Genomic DNA, 22,037 nt, shown 5'->3' on the forward strand with positions numbered 1-22,037 from the left:
CGAATTAAATAGTATCAGGGTCAATATTTAACTCTCGCAGTTTTGCTGCTAAACGTTCGGCTTTTTGTTCTACCTGTTCTACTCTTTGTTCTGCTTGTTCTACTCTTTGTTCTGCTTGTTCTGCTGTTTCTTCCGGTGTCGGCACTAATTGCCCAAGTTGTGTAAAAAATCTCACTAGTCCTTCATGAACTCCCAGATATAAACATAGTTGATGACTCCACAAATGTCCTTGTTCATTGGGTTGTAGAGGTTGATATTCTCCATCGACTAAGTGAAACCCTGCAAACTCTAAGGTGTAAGGGTCAAACCAAAAATAATCCAGAGTGCGGAAAGTATCTTGATAAATTTGTTTCTTTAATTCTTTGTCTGTCTGTGCTGTGGAATCAGAAAGAATTTCTACAATGACATGGGGATATTTGCCATTTTCTTCCCAAACTACCCAACTTTTACGGGTTTTACGTTCTGTGTCTAAAACAACGAAGAAATCAGGCCCTCTAAAGTCTTGTGATTTGCGTTGGTGGGGACTGTAGTAAATGGTGAGGTTTCCCGCCGCATAAAAATCATTTTTATCTCGCCACAGCCATTTTAAGCATTTTAGCAAGAGCATGATTTGCTCTAAATGTAGTTCGGTTTCCAAGGGAGGTTCGTCACTATATAAATCACTAGGAGGAAAGATAACATTTTGGTCAATGCCTGCTTGAGGAGCTAATTCTTGAGCAATGGTCATAGAATAATTATGGCATTAAGTAGTTATCAGTCGATTTTAGCATTTTTATGCTACTGGATGAGGACTTATGAATAATTGTTAAATTTAATACAAGCAACCTATGATAGCTTGTGTATACTTCCTGAAAGTATGCTTAATTATATTAACTTTGCGTAGCGGATACCTCAAATAAAGAGGTAAAAAATTTAACCGGGAGTTTCTTCTGGGATTAACAAAAAGGCGATCGCCTCATCACACCATTCAATCCACGTGGTTTCGTAGCGAATCCCACACCGCAGGGTGAGATACATATATCTGTGCGGGCGAGACAGTTGCTTCAAATCGCCAAATTCTAGTTCGCGGGAGCGATAAAAATCCAGTTTTTGTTGATGAAATTGCTTACGTCGTTCAATTTCCCGGATGAGGATATCTTCAGGAACGATAAATCCACTGCGTACTTTTACTAATAAATCTTCACGGATGGCGGTTGCTTGAGAGGGTTCAGCAATCCAAGAAATTAGTTCTTGTCTACCTGTATCAGTAAGGGAATAGATTTTTTTGTCGGGACGAACTGATTGGGGCAATATTTCCACTTCTACCCAGTTTTTCTCCTGCATTCGTGCCAGTTCTCGATAAATCTGCTGGGATGTGGCTTGCCAGTAACAACTGACTTTTTCATTAAATTCTTTGCTCAGATCGTAGCCTGTCTGAGGGGATTGAAGCAAGATGCTGGCGATCGCATGGGCTAGGCTCATAACTTTTCCTTGACATAAACAACTAGTTGCACATAACCTTTTGTTTATACAACTAATTTTATAACAGTTGGTTGGGTATCACAACGCTTCTTGTCAACGTAGCACAAAAATGAGTATGGAAGCCGATGTTAGGGAAATAGATGTACAGGTGGGAGAAGAGGCTGTGAAGCATCCCCAAAAGACTGGCGTGAGGAATATCTTAATTGCCAGTGGAATGGTGGTGGCGATCGCCTTTGGAGTGTATGAACGGTTGTCAACTGGACAGGAAGCGGCAGTTTCTCCCCCCTTGACAGTGGAAGTCATCAAACTCCAGTCAGTACAGTCTTACCAAGTGAAGCGCTTTTATACAGGGGAAATAGTAGCCACTCGCCGCAGCGATTTGGGCTTTGAGCGGGGGGGTAAAGTTATTGAAATCCTGTTTAATCGGGGGCAAACTGTAGAAAAAGGCGCAGTTATTGCTCGGTTAGATACGCAAAATCTTGAAGCACAATTAGCACAATTAGCAGCCCAGCGATCGCGTGCAGTGGCAGAATTACGAGAATTGCAAAATGGTCCACGCAAAGAAACCATTGATGCGGCTCGTTCTCAAGTAGCAGATTTAGAAAATCGGTTGCGTTTGGAAAATAGTCGCCGCGATCGCCGTACCTACCTCTACAAAGAAGGCGCAATTTCCCGTGAACAGTTGGAAGAAGTCGCATTTAATCGAGATGCCCTGGCAGACCGCCTGGCTGCTGCTGAGAGTGAATTAGCAGCGTTGCAAAACGGGACACGGCCAGAACAAATCGCTGCCCAATCCGCTACAGTGGCGCAAATTGCAGCCAGTATGGGCGATGTGGAAATTAATATTGCCAAAAGTACCCTCCGCGCTCCCTTTGATGGTGTAGTTGGGGAACGCAAATTGGATGAAGGGACTGTGGTACAAGCCGGACAAGCCATCCTCCGCCTAGTAGAAAATCTCACCCCGGAAGTAGAAATTGGCGTACCGCCCCAAGTGGTGCAGAACCTGAAAGTGGGGAGTTCTCAACAAGTACAGGTGGGCGATAGCATTTATCCGGCTCAAGTGCTGGCACATAAACCAGAAATCAACCCCCAAACCCGGACTCGGACAGTAGTTTTGCAATTAGCGACGAACGAGCAAACCATGCCAGCGTCAGGAGAAATCGCCCGTTTATCAGTGGAACAAACAGTCTCTACCCAGGGATTTTGGTTGCCAGTATCCGCCTTAATTAAGGGCGAGCGAGGCTTGTGGTCTTGCTTTGCCGTTGCCCCAGAAGGCGAAACCTATCGCATTGAACGGCGGGATGTGGAAGTCTTGTATACCGAAGGCGATCGCGTTTTAGTGCGCGGCACAATTATCGCCGGGGAAGAGGTAGTTAATAGTGGCACTCACCGCTTAATTGCTGGGCAAATCGTTAATAAGGAATAGATATGGCACGGTTATTTTTTCGCAACTTCCGCTTACTATTGTTGGCGATTTTTCTGATTGTGGCTTGGGGAAGCGTCACCTTTCAATCCCTACCCCGACTGGAAGATCCAGAACTCACTTCTCGTTTTGCTCTAGTTACTACTTTTTTGCCAGGAGGAACCGCCGAACGCACCGAATCCCTGGTTACAGATCCCATTGAAGTCAAAATTGCCGAAATTCCGGAAGTAAAAAGCTATGAGTCCACATCACGGGCTGGGGTTTCTACCATTGCCGTAGATCTACTGGATAGTGTGGGTAAAAACCGTGTCCCCTTGGTGTGGTCAAGAGTGCGGGATAAATTGCGCGAGGTACAAGGAGAATTACCCGCCGCAGCCAGTGAACCAGAATTAGATGAGGGAGAAGTCCGTGCCTATTCCCTCCTAGCTGCCTTGACTTGGGAACAGTCTGATGCACCGAATTACGCCATTTTACAACGACGGGCAGAGGTGTTAAAAAATGCTTTGCGATCGCTCTCTGGGACTGATGAAGTGGAGATTTTTGGCGCACCCCAAGAAGAAATCACAGTGAATGTGAATACAGAAACCCTTGCCAGTTTAGGAATTACCGCCTCAGAACTAGCAGGACAAATTGAAAACAGCGATGCGAAAACTTCCGCCGGACAGTTTCGCGGTGACAATACCCTGCTGTATGAAGTGCAAGGAGAATTAGACACCCTGAACCGTTTGCAGCAGATACCTGTAAGTTGTGCTGGCTGTGAATCTAACCGGGAATTTCGGCTTTTGGCAGACATCGCCACCATTGAGAAAGGAATCGCCACACCCCCCACAGAATTGGCATTTACTGCTGGTAAAGCGGCGATCGCCGTTGCTGTTTATGTCCAGCCCCAATATCGTTTAGATCGCTGGGCTGTAGATGCACAGAAGGCAATCGATACCTTTCGGGCTGATTTACCCAAGGGTATACAATTAGAGATTGTCTTTGATCAGAGTCGTTATGTAACTGAGCGGTTAAATAATCTCATCAGTAATTTGCTATCTGGTGCTTTGCTGCTGTTTGTGATTTGCATGATCATGATGGGTTGGCAACAGGCATTAGCTGTACAAATGGCACTACCGCTTTCAGTAGCGATCGCCCTGATTGTCATGGGATTATTGAATATTCCCTTACACCAAATGTCGGTAACGGGGCTAATTGTAGCCTTGGGCATTCTGGTGGATAATGCGATTATTCTTGTAGATGAGATGAATATCCGCCTCAAAGGGGGAATGCCATTAGAAACTGCCATTACAGAAACCGTGCAGTATCTTCGCGCTCCTTTGCTGGGGGGGACTTTAACCACTGTATTTTCCTTTGCACCCATTGCCTTACTTCCCGGTGCAGTCGGTGAATTTGTGGGGACAATTGGTTTAAATGTAATTTTGGCCGTGTTGGCTTCGCTGTTGGTAGCATTAACGATTACGCCAGCGATTACCGCCAAAATTTATCAGTGGCATCACCGCCGCTCTTCTAAAGGTGTAATTGGTAACAGAAAATGGTGGGAATCAGGATTTTCTCATCCTGGACTCACAGCCTGGTATCGCCGATCTTTGCAGTGGTCTTTCAGATATCCTAAACGGGCGATCGCCTTAACGCTGATTTTACCAGTAATGGGGTTTACCCTCATGTCCACCTTAAGTTTACAATTCTTTCCCCCTGCCGATCGTGAACAATTCATAGTGGAGTTGGAATTGCCTCCCACCAGTTCTCTCACGCAAATTCAACAGCTGACACAAGAGGTAGAAGCCACCTTACGCAGTCATTCTCAGGTTCAACAAGTGTATTGGTTTTTGGGCAAGAGTGCGCCGAAAGTCTATTACAACCAACTGACTAATCGGGAGAACGAAAGCAGTTTTGCGGGAGCCATTGTGCAGATGAATGGTATTGCGGCGGATAGCTTCATTCGTCAACTGCAAACGGAATTTAACAGCGCCTTTCCCAATGTTCGTGCTTTAGTAAGGGTGTTTGAGCAGGGGCCACCTTTTGAAGCCCCCATTGAGATCCGAATTTACGGCTCTGATGTTGAACGCCTCCAAGAATTAAGTGAGGAAGTCCGGGCAATTTTGGCAGAAGTTCCCACTATTACCCACATTCGTAGCCGCATCAACGATGTGCTTCCCCAACTATCCCTGGATATTAACGAACCAGAAGCGCGATCGCGGGGTTTAAGCCGCAGGGAAATTGCACGGCAATTGCAAATCATCACCGAAGGGGTAAACGGTGGCACAATTTTAGAAGATACCGAAGAAGTACCTATCCGAGTCCGTCTCAGTAATAGCGAACGTGCTGACTTAAGCCAATTACAATCAGTGAATCTTCTGCCCAGCGATCGCAACGGCTACATTCCCTTAGAAACCATTGGCAAACTCAATCTCGTCCCCAAAAATGCTGCCATCACCCGTAAAAACGGTCGTAGAGTTAGCACCGTCCAAGGCTATCTCACAGCCGGAACCTTACCTGCTGACGCTCTAGCTGATTTTCGCCCACGTTTGCAAAAATCTTTCTCTCTACCCCAAGGCTATAGCCTAGAATTTGGTGGAGAAGAAGCAGAGCGTAACAGTGCCACTGGTGGACTACTCGGTTATGGCATTGTACTAGGGATTGCCCTGGTGGTAACTCTGGTACTGTCGATGGATTCCTTCGCCCTTGCGGGTTTGATTGGTATTGTGGCCATTCTGTCCATCGGTTTGGGAGGATTATCGGTTTGGCTATTTGGCTATCCCTTTGGCTTCAATCCTATCATCGGTACAGTAGGACTGATTGGGGTAGCTGTCAATGATGCCATTACTGTTCTCACCGCGCTGAAAAGTGATTCCTTAGCTCAGACTGGTAATCGCCCAGCCATGATCGAAACCGTCATCCACACTACCCGCCACGTACTGACAACCACATTCACCACCATAGCAGGCTTTATGCCCTTGATTCTAGGCGGCGGTGGATTTTGGCCTCCGCTAGCAGTAGTGATTGCCGGCGGTGTAGCTGGTGCAACCATTCTCGCCCTTTACTTTATTCCCTGTGCCTATTTATTGTTCTTATCGGCAAAACCACGCCAAGAGCGATCGCCTCTATCACCTAATGTCACGTGAGCGCTACACATAGCTGGGGAGTGGGGAGTAGGGAGTGGGGCAATACGGTTCAGTTAAGATTCAAACTCTTCGTTTAGGTCATTTTTTTAACGAACCGCCAAGAACGCCAAGGACACCAAGTGAAGAATGAGAAGGAAGAAATGTTTAACTGAACTGTATTGGGGAGTAGGTTTGCCCTGAGCGTAGTCGAAGGGGAATGGGGTAAAAGCTTTTCGGTATCTAACTTTTATGATCAGTTTATGCCCTAACGTCCTTGGCGGTTGCTATAAAATGCTAAAATATTAAAAATCAAACCTCAACCAAATCCCTGCAATGAAGTAGTACCAAACAACTGTTGCACCTAAGCAACAAATGTCAAAACAAAATCCACCAAACATATTTGACAGGTTACTTCACAATAGTCATGTACTAAAAATATTGTCATCTCTACATCAAGCCGTTAGATAAATGACTGCGGCTAAATATTTTGTACGTTTTATCTATCCGTAGTTGTTAACGGGTGGAAGTTTGGCAATTGAGGTTTGCAAAGAATGTCCAAAAAATCAATATTATTAGCTGAGAATCTAGCCTATCAACTCTGCTTAGATAGAACTTTATTTCAACAAGTCAACTTGAGTATTGATGCGGGGAATCGTATTGCTTTAGTTGGTCGCAATGGCATTGGTAAATCAAGTTTATTAAAAATACTTGCAGGTGAAATTATTCCTAGTATTGGCTCTGTATCCCGTAACGGTGTTGTTTACTATTTGCCCCAAATCAGCACTATTAAACAACAAATCACAGCAGATACAGTATTAAATTATTTGATTTCGATTTCTGATGAATGGTGGGAAATTGCCGGAATTTTACAGGCACAATTTCAGACAAATCTGGATTTATCTGTACCAATTGTTAATTTAAGCGGTGGGGAATTAAGCAAACTATTTTTAGCGATTGGTTTGGCGCAAAAACCGGATTTATTATTGCTAGATGAGCCAACAAATCATATAGATTTACTAGGATTAGAAAGCTTAAGGCAGTTTCTAGTAAACTTTTCCGGTGCGTATGTAATTGTTTCTCACAAGCCTTTTTTCTTAGACCAAGTGACAGACGTGACTTGGGAACTTACAGATGGGGGTGTAAAAGTTTACGGAGGCAATTTTTCGGACTATCGCCAACAAAAGGAAATTGAGTTAGCAGCCGCAGTGCGATCGCACGAAGTCGCCAAAAAGGAACTCAAACGCGTCCAAGCTACAGCTATCCAAGAACAGCAACGCGCCGCCCAATCAAACCGCAACGGTCGCGCTAAGTTTCTCAAAGGTAGTGTTGATAGAATCGCCGCCGGAGTCATTAAAAGCAAAGCTGAGACATCCACCGGAACTGCAAAAAAGAAACATGATGCAGCTGTAGCCAAAGCTAATCAACAATTTGCTGATACGAAGGTGAAAACAACCAAAGTAACAAGTATTCAGTTAGCAGAAACTAGTCAAAAACGCCGCAATTTAATTGCTATTCAAGGTGCAAGTCTGTGGGTATCAGAACGCCTACTACTGCAAAACATTCAGCTGCATATTTCATCAGGCGAACGCCTAGCGATTGTCGGTGGAAATGGTTCTGGTAAATCAACTTTAGCGAAAGCAATTCTGGGAAGGGAAACCCAAACCATAATTTTAGAATCCGGTGAGGTGATATTTGCACCAGAAATGAAAGCGGTATATCTCGACCAAACCTATGCATTAGTCAATCGCCAGCAGACGATTCTGGAAAATATGCAAGCTGCCAATCCTAGCCTCAGCTATCAGCAGCTACGTCAGCAGCTAGGGCATTTTCTGTTTAAATACGACGACGACGTTCACAAAAGCGCCTCTGTACTCAGTGGGGGTGAATTAGCCAGACTAGCAATTTCCATGATCAGTATCTCAGAAATTGACTTACTAATTCTTGATGAGCCAACCAATAACCTAGATATCGAAACCGTGGCACAAATGATCACAGGAATCAACGAATATCAGGGTGCGCTTTGGGTGATTTCCCACGATATCGATTTTCTCAGCCGCATCCACATTACCCAGAGTTTCAAATTGCAAAACCAAACGTGTGAAATGACAACCCATTTACCCAATACACCCGAAAAATACTATGAAGAACTCTTAATCTGCCACAATGTATAAAAATGCCCCATTTTTTCCAGAGTACATAGGCGGCTGTGCGTCCATGACCCCAAATTATTATGTAGGACTCATCTTTGTTTGATTGTTGAAAAAACTCACTATGCTGTAACTGATTTTTCCTACTCCCCCCACACTCCCCACACCTCCCACACTCCCCACACTCCCCACACCCCATTCCCCAGCAAATGTCTAAAACTTGAAATTTATCGCTCTTCAGCATCAGCCGCAAAGCAGGTAGGCAAGTTATAATTCTCTTGCGGAGCAACGTAACAAAAATTTATGAGTAACCCACTTTTACAAGCCTTTTTTGTCGGTAGAGCTGCGGCAGAAGTAATTAATGAGCGTCTAGAGGTAGCTGTAACCGACGCTTTGAGCGATTTGGGCAAATTTGATGCCGAAGCCAGAGAGCAACTACGCCAGTTCACAGCAGAAGTCCTAGAACGGGCAAATCGCGCTGCCGATGCTGCTAATTCTGGTCAAAGTTCTGATTTTAGTTCTGATTCTGTGGACTTGCAAGCAACAATTGATGAACTGCGAGCCGAAATTGCCCTATTGCGAAACGAATTACAACGCTATCGCAGTAATTCTGTCTAGAATTTAGTCATTAGTCATGATTACATGACACTTGCTCATAAATATCTCAGGATTTGGTGTGTCTTTTAATCCAGATAATTTGGTTAACAACCAACGGTACACAAACAATATGGAAACAGGTTATTCAGATCAGGCATACCGTTGGAATCGGGACAATTACTCAAGTAGACGGCGCTTTGTAGACATTTGGGGTTTTGTCTTGACCTTAATGTTTAAACTCTGGCGCTACAACAAATCTTGGAGTTATCCCGGCGGTGTTACTGAGTCCAAGCAAGTTGCTAGACGCAAATCTCAAGCAGTGTGGATTCGTAATACCTTGCTAGACTTGGGGCCAACTTTTATTAAAGTCGGGCAGTTGTTTTCTACCCGTGCTGATATCTTTCCCGGTGAATATGTGGAAGAGTTGGCTAAATTACAGGATAAAGTGCCGGCATTTAGTTATGAGCAAGTAGAAGCTAGTATTGAGCAAGAATTAGGTAAGAAAATTCCGGAATTATTTCATAGTTTTGAACCGATTCCTCTGGCTGCTGCTAGTTTAGGTCAAGTGCATAAAGCTGTACTGCACACGGGAGAGTCCGTTGTTGTCAAAGTACAGCGTCCAGGACTCAAGAAGCTGTTTGAAATCGATTTACAGATTCTTAAAGGTATCACCCGCTACTTTCAAAACCATCCGAAATGGGGACGGGGACGCGATTGGCTAGGGATTTATGACGAGTGTTGTCGCATTCTCTGGGAAGAAATTGATTATCTCAATGAAGGCCGTAATGCTGATACTTTTCGCCGGAATTTTCGCGGCTATGAATGGGTAAAAGTTCCTAGAGTTTACTGGCGTTATGCTTCACCTAAAGTATTAACTTTAGAATATGTCCCCGGTATTAAAATTAGCCAATATGAGGCTTTAGAAGCCGCCGGTTTAGATCGGAAGGTGTTAGCACGTCAAGGCGCTCAAGCCTACTTGTTACAGCTACTGAATAATGGCTTTTTCCATGCTGATCCTCACCCAGGTAATATTGCTGTTAGTCCCACTGGTGATTTAATTTTCTACGACTTTGGGATGATGGGGCAGATTAAGTCGAATGTGCGTGAAGGATTGATGGAAACGCTGTTTGGGATTGCTCAAAAGGATGGCGATCGCGTTGTTCAGTCTCTGATCGATTTAGGGGCGATCGCACCTACAGATGATATGGGACCCGTGCGGCGCTCTGTTCAGTATATGCTGGACAATTTCATGGATCAGCCCTTTGAAAATCAGTCTGTGGCTGCTATCAGTGATGATTTGTATGAGTTAGCTTATAATCAGCCATTTAGATTTCCCGCCACCTTCACTTTTGTCATGCGTGCTTTTTCTACTCTAGAGGGCGTAGGCAAAGGCTTAGATCCAGAATTTAACTTTATGGAAGTTGCCCAACCTTATGCAATGCAACTAATAACAAATATGAATGGTCCTGATAATAATAGCTTTATCAATGAATTAAGTCGCCAAGCAGTTCAAGTTAGTACCACTGCCTTCGGTCTACCCCGCAGATTAGAGGATACACTAGAAAAATTAGAACGCGGAGATATGCGGGTGCGTGTCCGTTCAATAGAAACAGAAAGACTCCTACGCAGGCAGAGTAATATTCAACTAGGGACAACCTACGCTTTAATTATTACTGGATTTACTCTTTCAGCTACCATTTTATTGGTTAATAGTTTTGTGTGGCTGTCTGTGCTAGCTGGTTTAATAGCCGCCGCCCTAGCAGTTATCCTGATTCGCTTGTTATCACGCCTCGATCGTTATGACCGGATGTATTAATTGTTGTTAAAAATGATGAAACTGAAATTCACCGGTGTTAGTGATCCGGGACTTGTTCGTTCTAATAATCAAGATGCTTACCATATCGACCCGGATGGGCGATTTTTTATTGTTGCTGACGGTATGGGTGGTCATGCAGGGGGTGAAGAAGCAAGTCGCATCGCTACCCAGGAAATTACAGCCTTTTTGGTTTCCCACTGGGATAGTTCTGAACCTACTGACAAATTGCTAGAAAAAGCCCTATGGGAAGCAAATAAAGCCATAATCAATGACCAACAAAACCATCCTGAACGCGCTGACATGGGTACAACTGTGGTGGCGGTAGTTTTTCGCCCCTTCGATTCAGCTTGGTGCGCTCACGTTGGTGATTCCCGGTTATATCGCTTGCGGGAGTCGCAATTAAAACAAATCACTGAAGATCATACATGGGTAGCTAGGGCGATTCAACTAGGTGATATTACTGAAGAGGAAGCACGAGATCACCCCTACCGCCATATATTATCCCGGTGTTTAGGCAGGGAAGATTTAAATCAAATTAATGTGCAACCAGTCGATGTTAGGATAGGCGATCGCCTACTGCTATGTAGTGATGGTCTGACCGAAGAACTGAACAATCAGACTATTGCTGATCACCTCCGCAATTCCCCCATAGAAGCAACTAGCCATTCTCTGGTTGCAGCTGCTAAAGAAAAGGGTGGACATGATAACATCACCATCGCCATAGTTTCTGTGGAAGAAAACCCCCCTGCATAGTGATAGGAAAAATTATCTGTGAGGGAACAGGGAACAGGTAACAGTTTCAGCTATCTGGGTATCCTCAATTTCCCATATCCAACAAGAAAAAATGCAATTATTTTGAGATACCATAAGCCAAAACCTTGCACTTTTTTGGAGAAATGAAACCCAACTTTATCCCATATTTGGTTTGGTTCCTTGGGGGTGGCGATAAACCTTTGTTATAGCTGAAATAGGAATCAGTGTGGATATTTCACCAAAAATGCTCAGAAATTTGTTCAATCTGAGCATTTTTCCTGTTGGCAAATTGATACAAATATCTCTAACCTCCAAATTAATCCCTTGGAGACAAATACTGCACAATTCTGTGCATTGACTTATTGCACTTAATGATATATGCCGAATATAATTCATGTTTAATACCTTGAGCTTGCCAAAGGTTCTATCAGCCGATTCTGACAGGAGCGGTGGCAATGATTCTCAGGTAACTTAGGTAGTCTTACCAACTTACTGATGGTATAGAAAAAGTCACTTCTACCCAAGAATGGCTTTCTTCCACCTCAGTTATACATTAGTTGGTTACAGTGCAAGAGATAAAAACAGAAACCTTCACCATAGGGATGTGGGCAATTCGTCAAACAATTGTTATCTTTCTTAATATAGAGGTACAAACTTATGACGTATACTGACTCACTTATTATACCTATGTGACTTCTGTAATCGGCATGATTTGTACGCGTTGTTTTTCTCGGAGTTTATTATGAACCAGCCCATTGAACTATCTTTGGAACAGCAATTTAGCATCCGCTCTTTTGCCAGCCAAGTACAGCACATGAGTAACGACCAAGCAAAGGACTTTTTGGTAAAGCTTTATGAACAGATGATGGTGCGGGAAGCGACTTATCAAGAGTTACTGAAACACCAGTGGGGCTTAGATTCCGGTTCCACTATGGCATAGGGTAAGTAATTTGTGTGTCGCAGTGGGCGACCTCCTTCTCTTGCTTAGTTCCACGAAGGAAAAGAGCTGGGGATGCTGGGGCGTCAACTTAAATCAAAAGGCTTGATAGCGGTAATTCCTATCTATCATCTTCTCAGCAATCTGATTCTAAAATTACCCTTGACCAAATTGAATGGAAATTTTGGTCGTTTGGTTGTTCGACAATTTTATTTCTCACCACTAGATTATCCTTGAAAGTGAAAAAACATTCCAAGGGCATAATTCACGCTAGCAATTTTTTATATCTCTATGATAGACAAGAAGCTAAAGAGTTCAGAGAGATTGCAACTGTCTCCGACTTTTTGCTGCCATCAGCTTTGTAGTGATTAAACCGATGCTGGTCTAGTGTCCACTAATAATGATTATATTTTTTCTCAATCCAGGTTACAACTAGATGTAGATTTTTCTTAACAAAGTTTTACATTGTGACCTGGCTAAAAAAATACGTTCTCCATCTTAGCCAAAATCATCGGCTTCATTTTTTCATATTCACTTTTCAGCAAACTTTTACTCAATTGGGGATCAGCCGATGAGGGAAAGGTTTTACTCATTGCTATCCACTGTTGGAGTCGTTGGGGTTGGGCTGGATCGATATTGGATGTTAAGACATGAGAACAGCGCTGTGGGGCTTCCCGTGCAAATAACAATAAACGATAGGAAACTTTCTGCGCTAGTAAGTAGGTGATTTCTTGACCCAGACTAGTTTTCATATCCAGGTAATAGGGGAGAAATTTGGCTCCATGTTGTTGATTGTAAATTACAGTAATCCATAGCAACATCGGGTGAGGAGTATTAATAAATAGAAATTGATTATAAATCTTTGAGAGGACACGGTTGATAATTTCTGCCTGGGGTAACATGACCCAAAGGGCTGGTAGCATTTCCCCATGAAAATTGATGGATTGGGGAAAAACAATATCTGCAATTGGTTTATTACTAGGCCAGGAAGCAGAGCCAAGCAAATCAGATTGAGACTGTGATGCAGATTGGTCTACATGAGGTTTAAGTTTCTGGTTCCGTTGATCCCTAATCACTAGAGCTTGACTGGGGCGATTATTTTCAGGTGGAACTTTCTGGGGAGAATTATTCTTTTCTAGGGATTCTAGCACTTGGAGAACTTCAGTAATGCTTTGGGGGCGATCGCCTCGAGCTTTAGCCAGACAACTCATGACTAAATTTTTCGCTAACTGGGGAATTTCCAAGGCGGGAGCAACTTCAGCAAAGGTACGTGGTGGTTGACTTTGATGCGTTTTGTACCATGCTTTAAAGGAATTAGTGGGTGCGACTAGGGGCATTTTCCCAGTCAACATCTCAAACATCATTACGCCTAAACTATAAATATCAGCGCGATTATCTAATTCTTTACCCTGCATTTGTTCGGGGGAGGAATAAGAGAGAGTTCCCAAATAATATTTTGTCTGGTCGGTATTTCCCTGTAATAATTTAGCCACCCCAAAATCTAGTACCTTGACCAATTCGCCAAAACTAGGGTCTGGAATCACTAGCATATTACTCGGTTTGATATCACGGTGAATAATTGGATAGACTGCACCATCCACAGGAATCCCATTATGAGCGCACTGTAACCCCAAAGAAATTTGCCGCGACATACTCAAAAATCGTGGTATGGAAAGATGTTGTTGGCGGATAATCTGATTCAGGCTTTTTCCTGGTAAGTATTCCATTACATAGAATGGCGTATTATTTGAGTCTATACCGTAGTCCATAACTCGGACGATGTGGATGCTTTTTTGTCCTAGTAAGGCACAGGTTTTAGCTTCTCGCTGAAAGCGGTTTTGCAATCCCATCTTTTGATTTTGTATGGATAAGGCGAGAAATTTGACTGCGACAGGTACGCCTCCCAACAAGATATCTTTAGCACGATAAACCCTACCCATCGCTCCAGTACCAATTAGTTGTTGAATTTGGTAGCGTTTGCTGAGTAAGCGACCAATGTTGGGGTCTGACATAGAAAACTGGACTCCAATGTTTAATAAAGTAAATTAACAGCTATGGCTTGCATCTGGATGATAAAAATTAGACAGAACAAGGGTTTTAAACCAATCCTAACGAACCAGCTACACCTGTTCTCTGGTATTTGATTTTTGATGATCTGTAATATTTGAGATTAAGATATAGCAATCGCCAAGGTAATTAGGACATTCCCTGTTCCCTGTTCCCTTAAAATCATAATGATGATGTCCTAACCAATATGTCCGTTTCTATATTTTTAGTTTGCCCAATTTTAGATAGCTATGCTACACAGGTCATGGCAAAAACACTACTTATGACTTCTGGTATTGTGGATTTGGGGTGTAGTCTAGGTTGATTGCCGCTCTAAGTTAGCTTCTAGTGTATCGGTTAAGACATGGCCTGTCATCATGGCACTACTGAGATAATATGTGTCTTTGGATATACGGTGTATAGTTTCGTAGCCGCTACGACGTTGGCGATCGCCCATCACCCAGTAATGCTGCATAATTGTATCGATACCAATCCAACCCTCACCTTCAATTTTGCCTAGCAGATTGTGTTGCAATAAAAAACTATATTGACGCTCGCCATTATCCAAGCGTCCTTTATATTGCAAAGAAATTTCCGAGCGATCGCTACCGGGAAATATCAGCTTTGTCGCCATAGTAAACCAGTTATCTCGACTCCAAGCCACTAAGGTCATACCTTTAACGCTCATTGGCACACCATAACGCTCCAGCCAATGACCTTCTATGCTCCAGCGCCCAGGTTCCAATAAAAAAGTGTGATCCACCTCGTATGTTCCTTATCTTGCTCGCATATCTCCAATACAGCACGACCTAAATTTAAATACCATTGCCATACTGATTTGATCTGAAGATCCAGGGGTGATCCACAATTAAATTGTGACATACATAATTTTATCCTGCTTCTCCTGGGCTTCCTAAGTCGCCTCCCCTGTTGATTTCTGCAAGCCAGACACTCTTAACTGCCAGTCATGAGTTAGGCGCTGCATATTTCAGTTAAAATTAGCATATATAGCTGGGGAGTAGGGAGTAGGGAGTGGGGTAAAAGCCTTTTGGTGTCTAACTTTTAGGATCAGTTTATGTCTTAACGTATACGCGTAGTGCCATAGCGAAAACTAAGCTAAACTGAACCATAATAACTAAAAATACGGGGTTCTACTAGGAAAATAATTTTGTAGCGATTATTCCTACTCCGAATCCGTTACTGGTGAATTTCCCCTAACAGTATTTCACTAGGTGCGCCAGTAGCAGCAGGTAAGTTACCCGGAAGCCCCATCTGTCTCCAGTAAGCTAAAACCGCAAATGCGATCGCCTCTTTAAAATCCGCATTCAAGCCAACTTCATCTGTAGTTAATACTGGTAGGGATGGTAACAATAACTGTAACCTTTGCTTTAAATATAAATTACGACTACCCCCACCGCACAATAATACTTGCTGGGGCATTTGGGGTAAAAAAGTCTGATAACTGTGAGCAATAGAAGCAACAGTCAGCTCTGTAAGTGTCGCCAGTAAGTCAGCCGGATTTAATTGGTAAGGTTCCGCATCTTTTAAACACTGATGTAAATAAGCCACACCAAATAACTCCCTTCCTGTAGATTTAGGCGGAGGGAGATGAAAATAATCCTGCTGGAGCCATTGTTCTACTAAAGAATAGCAAGGAACACCACTAGCAGCCCAATTACCCTTTTCGTCATAAGACCTAGCACCATCAGTTAAATGTTGTACTGCCAAATCTAATAAACTATTACCAGGGCCAGTATCCCAAGCCCGAATTTTAGCTAACCAGTCATGACCACGAGGCGGAATGTAAGTCACATTACCAATCCCACCGATATTTTGAATACAACGCCCCCCAGTGGAATTACTGAGTAAAAAAGCATCAACTCTCGGCACAAGGGGCGCACCATGACCACCGACATTAATATCAGCCAAGCGGAAATTACTCACAGTGGGAATCCCCGTCAAATGAGCAATCATCGCACCGCGACCTAATTGCAAGCTGTAACCTAACTGGATCTTTTTTCCTATTCCCTGAATTACTGGTGGTCGATGGTAGACAGTTTGACCGTGGGAACCAATTAAACTAGCTGGCTGATGACCTATTTGGATATTTTCAGTAGCTTGGGCAAAAGCCACAGCGATCGCATCATCTAATTCTGCTAATTCTGCCATAGACATAGCATCCCCTGCACCAACCCCTAAAATTTTCGTTCTCAATGAGGGTGTATAGGGGTACGTTTCCCCTGCTAGCAAAGAAATCTTCAAATCTAAGTCTCCACCACAAATCTCTACCAAAGCAGCATCTATACCATCTACAGAAGTGCCGCTAATTAAACCGATAACGCGAGTGGGTATGGTGACAGATTTAGTTGGATGCATTGGCAGAGATTCTTTTGTAAATTGCAAAAGTGTATTCAACTCATACTACTGTTTTTTGCCTCCTGTTGGTCAAGCTGCCGTGTACACACAAGTGATCGAATTTAAACCAGCCTTCGGCATAGCTTCTGCTTAAGGCGAAGCGCACACCACAAAAAACACGTTAGCTTAGGAGAAGTAAAGAGGGTTTTAGAGAGTTCTTGCGTAAGTCCTCATCAAATAGGATGGCTATATATAGAAATCCTATTTTCTGACTTTTATTTTTGATTCGTAGTTACTTATTCAGATAAATTTCAGCTAAAAATACAACCATATTGATGGTAATACAGTTCACATTGACTGCGGTAGGATAAAAGGTAGAATCAATTAGCATTTCTCCTAATGAATCTGGCTGAAACTCCCAACACCGAAAATTCTCACAATCCATTTCTCACCCTCAATTATGAACCTGCATTAGAATCTTTGGGTGATGATTACTACGACGCAGTAATAGCCGCCAATTTTCCCCAACATATTTTACGCTGGCGCAACGATGCTATATTACCGAATTTAGGACTAGATCCCCTAGCCGTAACAGATAAAGATTTTATCACCGCCTTTGGTCAATTCCAGGGACGCAAACCATTATTAGCATTACGTTATCACGGCTATCAATTCGGCACATATAATCCTGACTTGGGTGATGGTAGAGGATTTCTTTACGGACAAGTCCGCGCCAAAGACGGTAACTTATATGACTTTGGTACTAAAGGTTCCGGTAAAACGCCCTATTCTCGGGGTGGTGATGGAATGCTGACACTTAAAGGGGGAATGCGAGAAGTTTTAGCAGCAGAAGCATTACACCGATTAGGTGTGCGTACCTCTCGCTGTTTAACAATGATTGAAACTGGTTTATCTTTGTGGCGGGGTGATGAACCTTCCCCAACGCGCTCATCTGTAATGGTTAGAGTCAACAGTTCCCATATACGCTTTGGCACTTTTGAACGCCTACATTATTTGCAACGTCCAGATTTAACTCAAAAACTCTTAGACCACGTAATTGAGTATTACTATCCTCATTTAATTGCGGAAAAAAATCAATATGTTTTATTTTATGCAGAACTAGTCAAACGGGTAGCAGAACTGGTAGCCCAGTGGATGGCAGCTGGGTTTTGTCATGGAGTCTTGAATACTGATAATATGTCAATTACAGGGGAAAGTTTTGACTATGGTCCTTATGCTTTCATTCCTACTTATGACCCATATTTTACATCTGCCTACTTCGACTACTATAAACGCTACTGTTATAGTCATCAAGCAAGTATTTGTCAGTTAAATTTAGAACTGCTTCAGGAACCATTGAAGGCAATCATTGACAAAGCCGAAATGGAGTCAGCATTAAGAAAATTCAATAGCTATTATCAAGCTGAATACCACTTATTAATGTGGAAAAAGTTGGGTTTTGCACAATTAGAATTACCAGTAGGAAATGAGTTATTAAATGTAACTATTCAATTTTTACAAGATAGCCAAGTGGGTTATCATGAGTTTTTCTGGGAAATAGCCCGAACTTTTACGATTAAATGGCGAGAAGAGCCAGGTTTGGTATTAAAGGGTTCCCATATTATCCCCACATCAGAAACTGCCAATATTTTTGAGAATTGGTGTGAACTTTATCATAAAACTCTCAATTATTTTGAAGTAGAACAGATGGATATAATTGCTCAAACTCTGTTGACGCATAATCCCCAAACAACGTTATTAAGACCAATGATTGAATCTGTTTGGGAACCTATCGCCCAAGAAGATAATTGGCAACCTTTTAATGATTTACTCAAAACAATTCAATGTCAGTAGCTGAGGTGGCCTAGCTATATTTTTCACGAAAAAGAAGGGGTAAATATATAGTAATCCTATTTTATTTCTGTTGGTGTAGTCTGCCCTTTGCGCTGACAACTCAAAAGGCTATTTCCCACTCCTACTACCCAACCAGGTAAATAAGTTTAAGAATCAAAGGGGATTACTATAGTCCCTAAAAGTGGAACTAATTCTTTTTTATAGCCTTTCCCAGTCTAATGAAGTACACACCAATTTATTCCCTGTTCCCTGTTCTCTAAAATTAAAAAACTTTGTACCTCACGAGCATGGGAACTGCTATATGGGAGCATTAATGCCAAAAACTCTGAGGAAAATGTTGTGGATAAGTGTGATGTAGATAGAAATTTCAAATCTGTGAAATCTTTCACTCGAAGAGCTTGCTTACCCTTATTAGCGGGAATTATGGTAGCCATGACAGTGGGTCTATTATGGCAAGAATTAGTAATTCAAGAGTATAACCAGGTTACTGGAATTTTAGCACAGCAAGCGATCGCATTAAAAACTGAATTAACTGGCGAACTCAACACTCGCTTGATGACGCTGAAACGGATGAAACAACGCTGGGAATTACGCGGTGGTATTCCTCGTGCAGAATGGGAAGCAGATGTGGCTAACCATATCCGAGACTTTGGCGGGTATGATTCTATCCAATGGATTGATTCATCATTTCAGGTACGTTGGATGGTCGGGGAATCGGGAAATCAAATAGCAAAAAATTTTGAGCTTAGGCAAGAATTACAGCGATTGACTGCACTAGAAACAACACAGAATAGTTTTTGTCTTTCTATCGACATCAGCGATACAGTAAGTCTGGTGGAGGGGGGTAAAGGTTTTTTAGTATCTATACCCCTATTTATCGAAAATAAATTTGATGGATTTATAGTAGGGGTTTTTTCCATTCAATCCCTAGTGGATACAGTTTTGAACATACAAGAAGGATATAAGATCAAGCTCTGGGAAAATCATAATTTAATTTACCATAATAATGCAGACTTATTAACAGATTCACCTTGGCAGCAAGAAGTAAATATAAATTTATATGCTGGCGGTATCAATTGGCAATTGCAAGTTTACCCAACTCCAAAGTTATTAAAAGAATTGTGTTCACACATCCAAATTATCGTACTCTTTGCAGGTTTATTACTGGCTGTAATGCTAGCAGTTTCTACTTATTTAGCTCAATGTGCTAAAATGCAGACTTGTCAGATAGCCGCAAAAAATCAAGAACTGGCTTTAAGAATTTATCAACAGAGACAAACAGAAATTGCTCTCGCAGAGAGAGAAAATAATCTCCGCCAGCTATTAGAAACTGTCAAGGTTATCCCGTGGGAACTGGACTTGAAAACTTGGCAATTTACCTATGTGGGTCCACAGGCGAAAGCTTTACTAAATTATCCCATTTACCAATGGTATGAGCCAGATTTTTGGATCAACCATATACATCCAGAAGATCGAGAAAAAACTGTACTTTTTTGTACTGAGTCAGTGAAAAAATTTGATAATTATGAATTTGAATATCGGATGATAGCAGCTGATGGACGAATTGTTTGGCTGCGAGAAATTGTGAATGTCATGCAAGAATCTGGGTCGCCTCGGATGTTGCGGGGGTTCATGTTTGATATTACTGATCTGAAACTGGTTGAAGAAACTTTGAGATTGAGAGAACGAGCGCTAGCGGCTACTAGTAATGGAATTATTATTGCTGATGCTAGACTGGCGAATAATCCGGTAATTTATGTTAATCCAGCTTTTGAGAAAATCACGGGCTACAGTTATACAGAAGTAATGGGGCAGAACTGTAGATTTTTACAGGGAGAAGATACTGAACAAACTGGGATGGAACAAGTAAGAAAATCTATCCAATCTGGTAGAAGTTGTAAAGTTGTGCTGCGTAACTACCGAAAAGATGGCACCATTTTTTGGAATGAGTTGAGTATTTCACCTATTTATAATAATCTGGGTGAATTAACTCACTTTGTGGGGATTCAAAATGATATTACTAAACGCCAAAAGGTAGAAGCTGCTCTCCGCGAAAAAGAAGAGCGTTGGCAATTGGTAATTGAAGCTAACCAAGATGCGATTTGGGATTGGAATATAATCACAAATGAAATTTTCTTTTCTGCTAGGTGGGCGGAACTTTTAGGTAGAAATAAAGAACAAGTTATTAGTTCTAAAGATGAGTGGAAAAGTCGTATTCATCCTGATGATTATCACCGGGTGATAACTACTCAACAAGAGTATCTCAATCAACAGATTCCCAATTATGTGATTTCCTATCGTCTGCGCTGCGATGATGGTAACTATAAATGGGTGCTGGTACACGCTCAGGCTCAATGGGATGCACAAAGTCATCCTGTACGCATGGTTGGCTCGACTAAAGATATTACTGACAGTGTGCAGGCACAAGAAGCTTTAAAACGCCAATTTAATCGCACGTTATTATTAGGACAAATTACCCAGAAAATTCGTGAAAGTATTCATAGCCAAAGCATATTTGAGACGGCTGCTATCCAAATTGGTAAGGCTTTTGGTGTGCATCGTTGTTTAATTCATTCCTATACTCAAGATCCGATACCGCAAATTCCGTTAGTTGCAGAGTATGTGGTTGTGGATTATCCGTCGATGCTGGATACTAAAATTCCGATTATTGGTAATCCTCATGCACAAAAAATGATCAGTCAGGATCAGGCGATCGCCTCTGAGAATGTCTACCTTGATCCTTTACTCGTCAAAATTCAACATATCTCCCGCCAAATGCAGATTAAATCTATGCTAATAGTGCGGACTTCTTATCAAGGAGAACCAAATGGAGCCATCTGTTTATATCAGTGCAGCGATTTTCGCCAATGGACTTCTGACGAGGTGGAATTACTAGAGGCTGTGGCGGCGCAACTAGGGATTGCATTAACCCAGGCTAACTTGCTGGAACAAGAAACCCGCCAACGTCAAGAATTGATTGTGAAAAATTGTGCTTTGGAACAGGCTAAAGTGCAAGCAGAGGCTGCAAACAGAGCAAAAAGTGAGTTTTTGGCGATGATGAGCCATGAAATTCGTACCCCGATGAATGGTGTAATTGGGATGACAGGGCTATTGCTAAATACTGATCTGACTCCCCAACAGCAAGATTTTGTGGAGACGATTCGCAGTAGTGGAGATGCTTTATTAACTATAATTAATGATATTTTGGATTTCTCGAAAATTGAATCGGGAAAATTACAAATAGAACAGCAAACTTTTGATTTAAAAGTTTGTATAGAAAAAGTTATCGATTTTTTAATCCCAACAGCTGCTGAAAAGAATATTGAATTAGCTTATATCATTCAGCCGGAAGTTCCTGCATATATTATTGGTGATTTGACTCGTTTACGCCAAGTTTTGATTAATCTACTGAATAATGCCATTAAGTTTACTAATCAGGGAGAAGTTATCCTCTCGGTTTGTGAAAAACAGATGAAAAATAATCAAGGCGATACAGCGTTTCCGGCTGTTATGAGGTACAGTAGCAGCAATTAGCAAACCAGTT

14 protein-coding genes are annotated in these 22,037 nt (G+C 42.3%); 9 read left to right on the plus strand and 5 right to left on the minus strand.

What is annotated here, in order from left to right; all coding sequences use genetic code 11:
* Positions 1 to 4: 4 nt before the first annotated feature.
* Together ACM0OP_RS04245 and ACM0OP_RS04250 are read right to left on the minus strand one after the other, a co-directional pair.
* On the minus strand, positions 5 to 727 hold the full coding sequence (locus ACM0OP_RS04245) for a Uma2 family endonuclease (protein ID WP_414527142.1): 723 nt from the start codon (positions 725 to 727) through the stop codon (positions 5 to 7).
* 185 nt (positions 728 to 912) lie between these two features.
* Entirely contained in the window at positions 913 to 1,461 is a 549-nt protein-coding gene (locus ACM0OP_RS04250) for a PadR family transcriptional regulator (RefSeq protein ID WP_414527143.1), read from the minus strand.
* 115 nt (positions 1,462 to 1,576) lie between these two features.
* Here ACM0OP_RS04250 and ACM0OP_RS04255 point away from each other — a divergent pair, with 115 nt between their 5' ends.
* The 7 genes from ACM0OP_RS04255 to ACM0OP_RS04285 all read left to right on the plus strand — a co-directional run bounded on the left by ACM0OP_RS04255 (position 1,577) and on the right by ACM0OP_RS04285 (position 12,241).
* Positions 1,577 to 2,887, plus strand: coding sequence for an efflux RND transporter periplasmic adaptor subunit (locus ACM0OP_RS04255; protein WP_414527144.1), 1,311 nt, complete (start codon positions 1,577 to 1,579; stop codon positions 2,885 to 2,887).
* A 2-nt stretch (positions 2,888 to 2,889) separates the two neighbouring features.
* Positions 2,890 to 6,009, plus strand: a complete 3,120-nt coding sequence (locus ACM0OP_RS04260) for an efflux RND transporter permease subunit (RefSeq protein ID WP_414527145.1) — start codon at positions 2,890 to 2,892, stop codon at positions 6,007 to 6,009.
* 530 nt (positions 6,010 to 6,539) lie between these two features.
* The gene (gene abc-f, locus ACM0OP_RS04265; RefSeq protein WP_414527146.1) at positions 6,540 to 8,159 is read left to right on the plus strand and encodes a ribosomal protection-like ABC-F family protein; all 1,620 of its coding nucleotides are present in this window, start codon (positions 6,540 to 6,542) and stop codon (positions 8,157 to 8,159) included.
* Positions 8,160 to 8,438: 279 nt separating this feature from the next.
* Positions 8,439 to 8,753 (plus strand): DUF6825 family protein, encoded by a 315-nt coding sequence (locus tag ACM0OP_RS04270; protein WP_414527147.1) that lies wholly within the window; start codon positions 8,439 to 8,441, stop codon positions 8,751 to 8,753.
* Between the two features lie 109 nt (positions 8,754 to 8,862).
* Positions 8,863 to 10,548: an ABC1 kinase family protein gene (locus ACM0OP_RS04275; protein WP_414527157.1), complete on the plus strand. Its 1,686-nt coding sequence runs from the start codon at positions 8,863 to 8,865 to the stop codon at positions 10,546 to 10,548.
* Positions 10,549 to 10,563: 15 nt separating this feature from the next.
* Complete coding sequence (locus ACM0OP_RS04280) at positions 10,564 to 11,301, plus strand: Stp1/IreP family PP2C-type Ser/Thr phosphatase (RefSeq protein WP_414527158.1); 738 nt, start codon at positions 10,564 to 10,566, stop codon at positions 11,299 to 11,301.
* A 742-nt stretch (positions 11,302 to 12,043) separates the two neighbouring features.
* A complete protein-coding gene (locus tag ACM0OP_RS04285; RefSeq protein WP_414527148.1) occupies positions 12,044 to 12,241 on the plus strand; it encodes an NblA/ycf18 family protein in 198 nt (65 codons plus the stop codon).
* 473 nt (positions 12,242 to 12,714) lie between these two features.
* Here ACM0OP_RS04285 and ACM0OP_RS04290 read toward each other — a convergent pair whose 3' ends face one another.
* The 3 genes from ACM0OP_RS04290 to ACM0OP_RS04300 form a co-directional block, all read right to left on the minus strand.
* Entirely contained in the window at positions 12,715 to 14,250 is a 1,536-nt protein-coding gene (locus ACM0OP_RS04290; RefSeq protein WP_414527149.1) for a serine/threonine-protein kinase, read from the minus strand.
* A 350-nt stretch (positions 14,251 to 14,600) separates the two neighbouring features.
* Positions 14,601 to 15,047 (minus strand): hypothetical protein, encoded by a 447-nt coding sequence (locus ACM0OP_RS04295; RefSeq protein ID WP_414527150.1) that lies wholly within the window; start codon positions 15,045 to 15,047, stop codon positions 14,601 to 14,603.
* Positions 15,048 to 15,481: 434 nt separating this feature from the next.
* A complete protein-coding gene (locus tag ACM0OP_RS04300; RefSeq protein ID WP_414527151.1) occupies positions 15,482 to 16,660 on the minus strand; it encodes an anhydro-N-acetylmuramic acid kinase in 1,179 nt (392 codons plus the stop codon).
* 378 nt (positions 16,661 to 17,038) lie between these two features.
* On the opposite strand from ACM0OP_RS04300, the gene ACM0OP_RS04305 reads away from it, so the two are divergent.
* On the plus strand, positions 17,039 to 18,493 hold the full coding sequence (locus ACM0OP_RS04305; RefSeq protein WP_414527152.1) for a protein adenylyltransferase SelO: 1,455 nt from the start codon (positions 17,039 to 17,041) through the stop codon (positions 18,491 to 18,493).
* A gap of 375 nt (positions 18,494 to 18,868) precedes the next feature.
* Complete coding sequence (locus tag ACM0OP_RS04310) at positions 18,869 to 22,027, plus strand: PAS domain S-box protein (protein ID WP_414527153.1); 3,159 nt, start codon at positions 18,869 to 18,871, stop codon at positions 22,025 to 22,027.
* Positions 22,028 to 22,037: the final 10 nt, after the last annotated feature.

Source organism: Nodularia chucula CCY0103 (assembly GCF_963923915.1).
Classification (GTDB): Bacteria; Cyanobacteriota; Cyanobacteriia; order Cyanobacteriales; family Nostocaceae; genus Nodularia; species Nodularia chucula.

Coding starts and splice junctions, on each gene's coding strand:
- ACM0OP_RS04250 (WP_414527143.1), bottom strand. CDS start 1,461: ATGAGCCTAGCCCATGCGATCGCCAGCATCTTGCTTCAATCCCCTCAG.
- ACM0OP_RS04260 (WP_414527145.1), top strand. CDS start 2,890: ATGGCACGGTTATTTTTTCGCAACTTCCGCTTACTATTGTTGGCGATT.
- ACM0OP_RS04285 (WP_414527148.1), top strand. CDS start 12,044: ATGAACCAGCCCATTGAACTATCTTTGGAACAGCAATTTAGCATCCGC.
- ACM0OP_RS04280 (WP_414527158.1), top strand. CDS start 10,564: ATGAAACTGAAATTCACCGGTGTTAGTGATCCGGGACTTGTTCGTTCT.
- ACM0OP_RS04290 (WP_414527149.1), bottom strand. CDS start 14,250: ATGTCAGACCCCAACATTGGTCGCTTACTCAGCAAACGCTACCAAATT.
- ACM0OP_RS04255 (WP_414527144.1), top strand. CDS start 1,577: ATGGAAGCCGATGTTAGGGAAATAGATGTACAGGTGGGAGAAGAGGCT.
- ACM0OP_RS04300 (WP_414527151.1), bottom strand. CDS start 16,660: ATGCATCCAACTAAATCTGTCACCATACCCACTCGCGTTATCGGTTTA.
- ACM0OP_RS04275 (WP_414527157.1), top strand. CDS start 8,863: ATGGAAACAGGTTATTCAGATCAGGCATACCGTTGGAATCGGGACAAT.
- ACM0OP_RS04305 (WP_414527152.1), top strand. CDS start 17,039: ATGAATCTGGCTGAAACTCCCAACACCGAAAATTCTCACAATCCATTT.
- abc-f (WP_414527146.1), top strand. CDS start 6,540: ATGTCCAAAAAATCAATATTATTAGCTGAGAATCTAGCCTATCAACTC.
- ACM0OP_RS04270 (WP_414527147.1), top strand. CDS start 8,439: ATGAGTAACCCACTTTTACAAGCCTTTTTTGTCGGTAGAGCTGCGGCA.
- ACM0OP_RS04245 (WP_414527142.1), bottom strand. CDS start 727: ATGACCATTGCTCAAGAATTAGCTCCTCAAGCAGGCATTGACCAAAAT.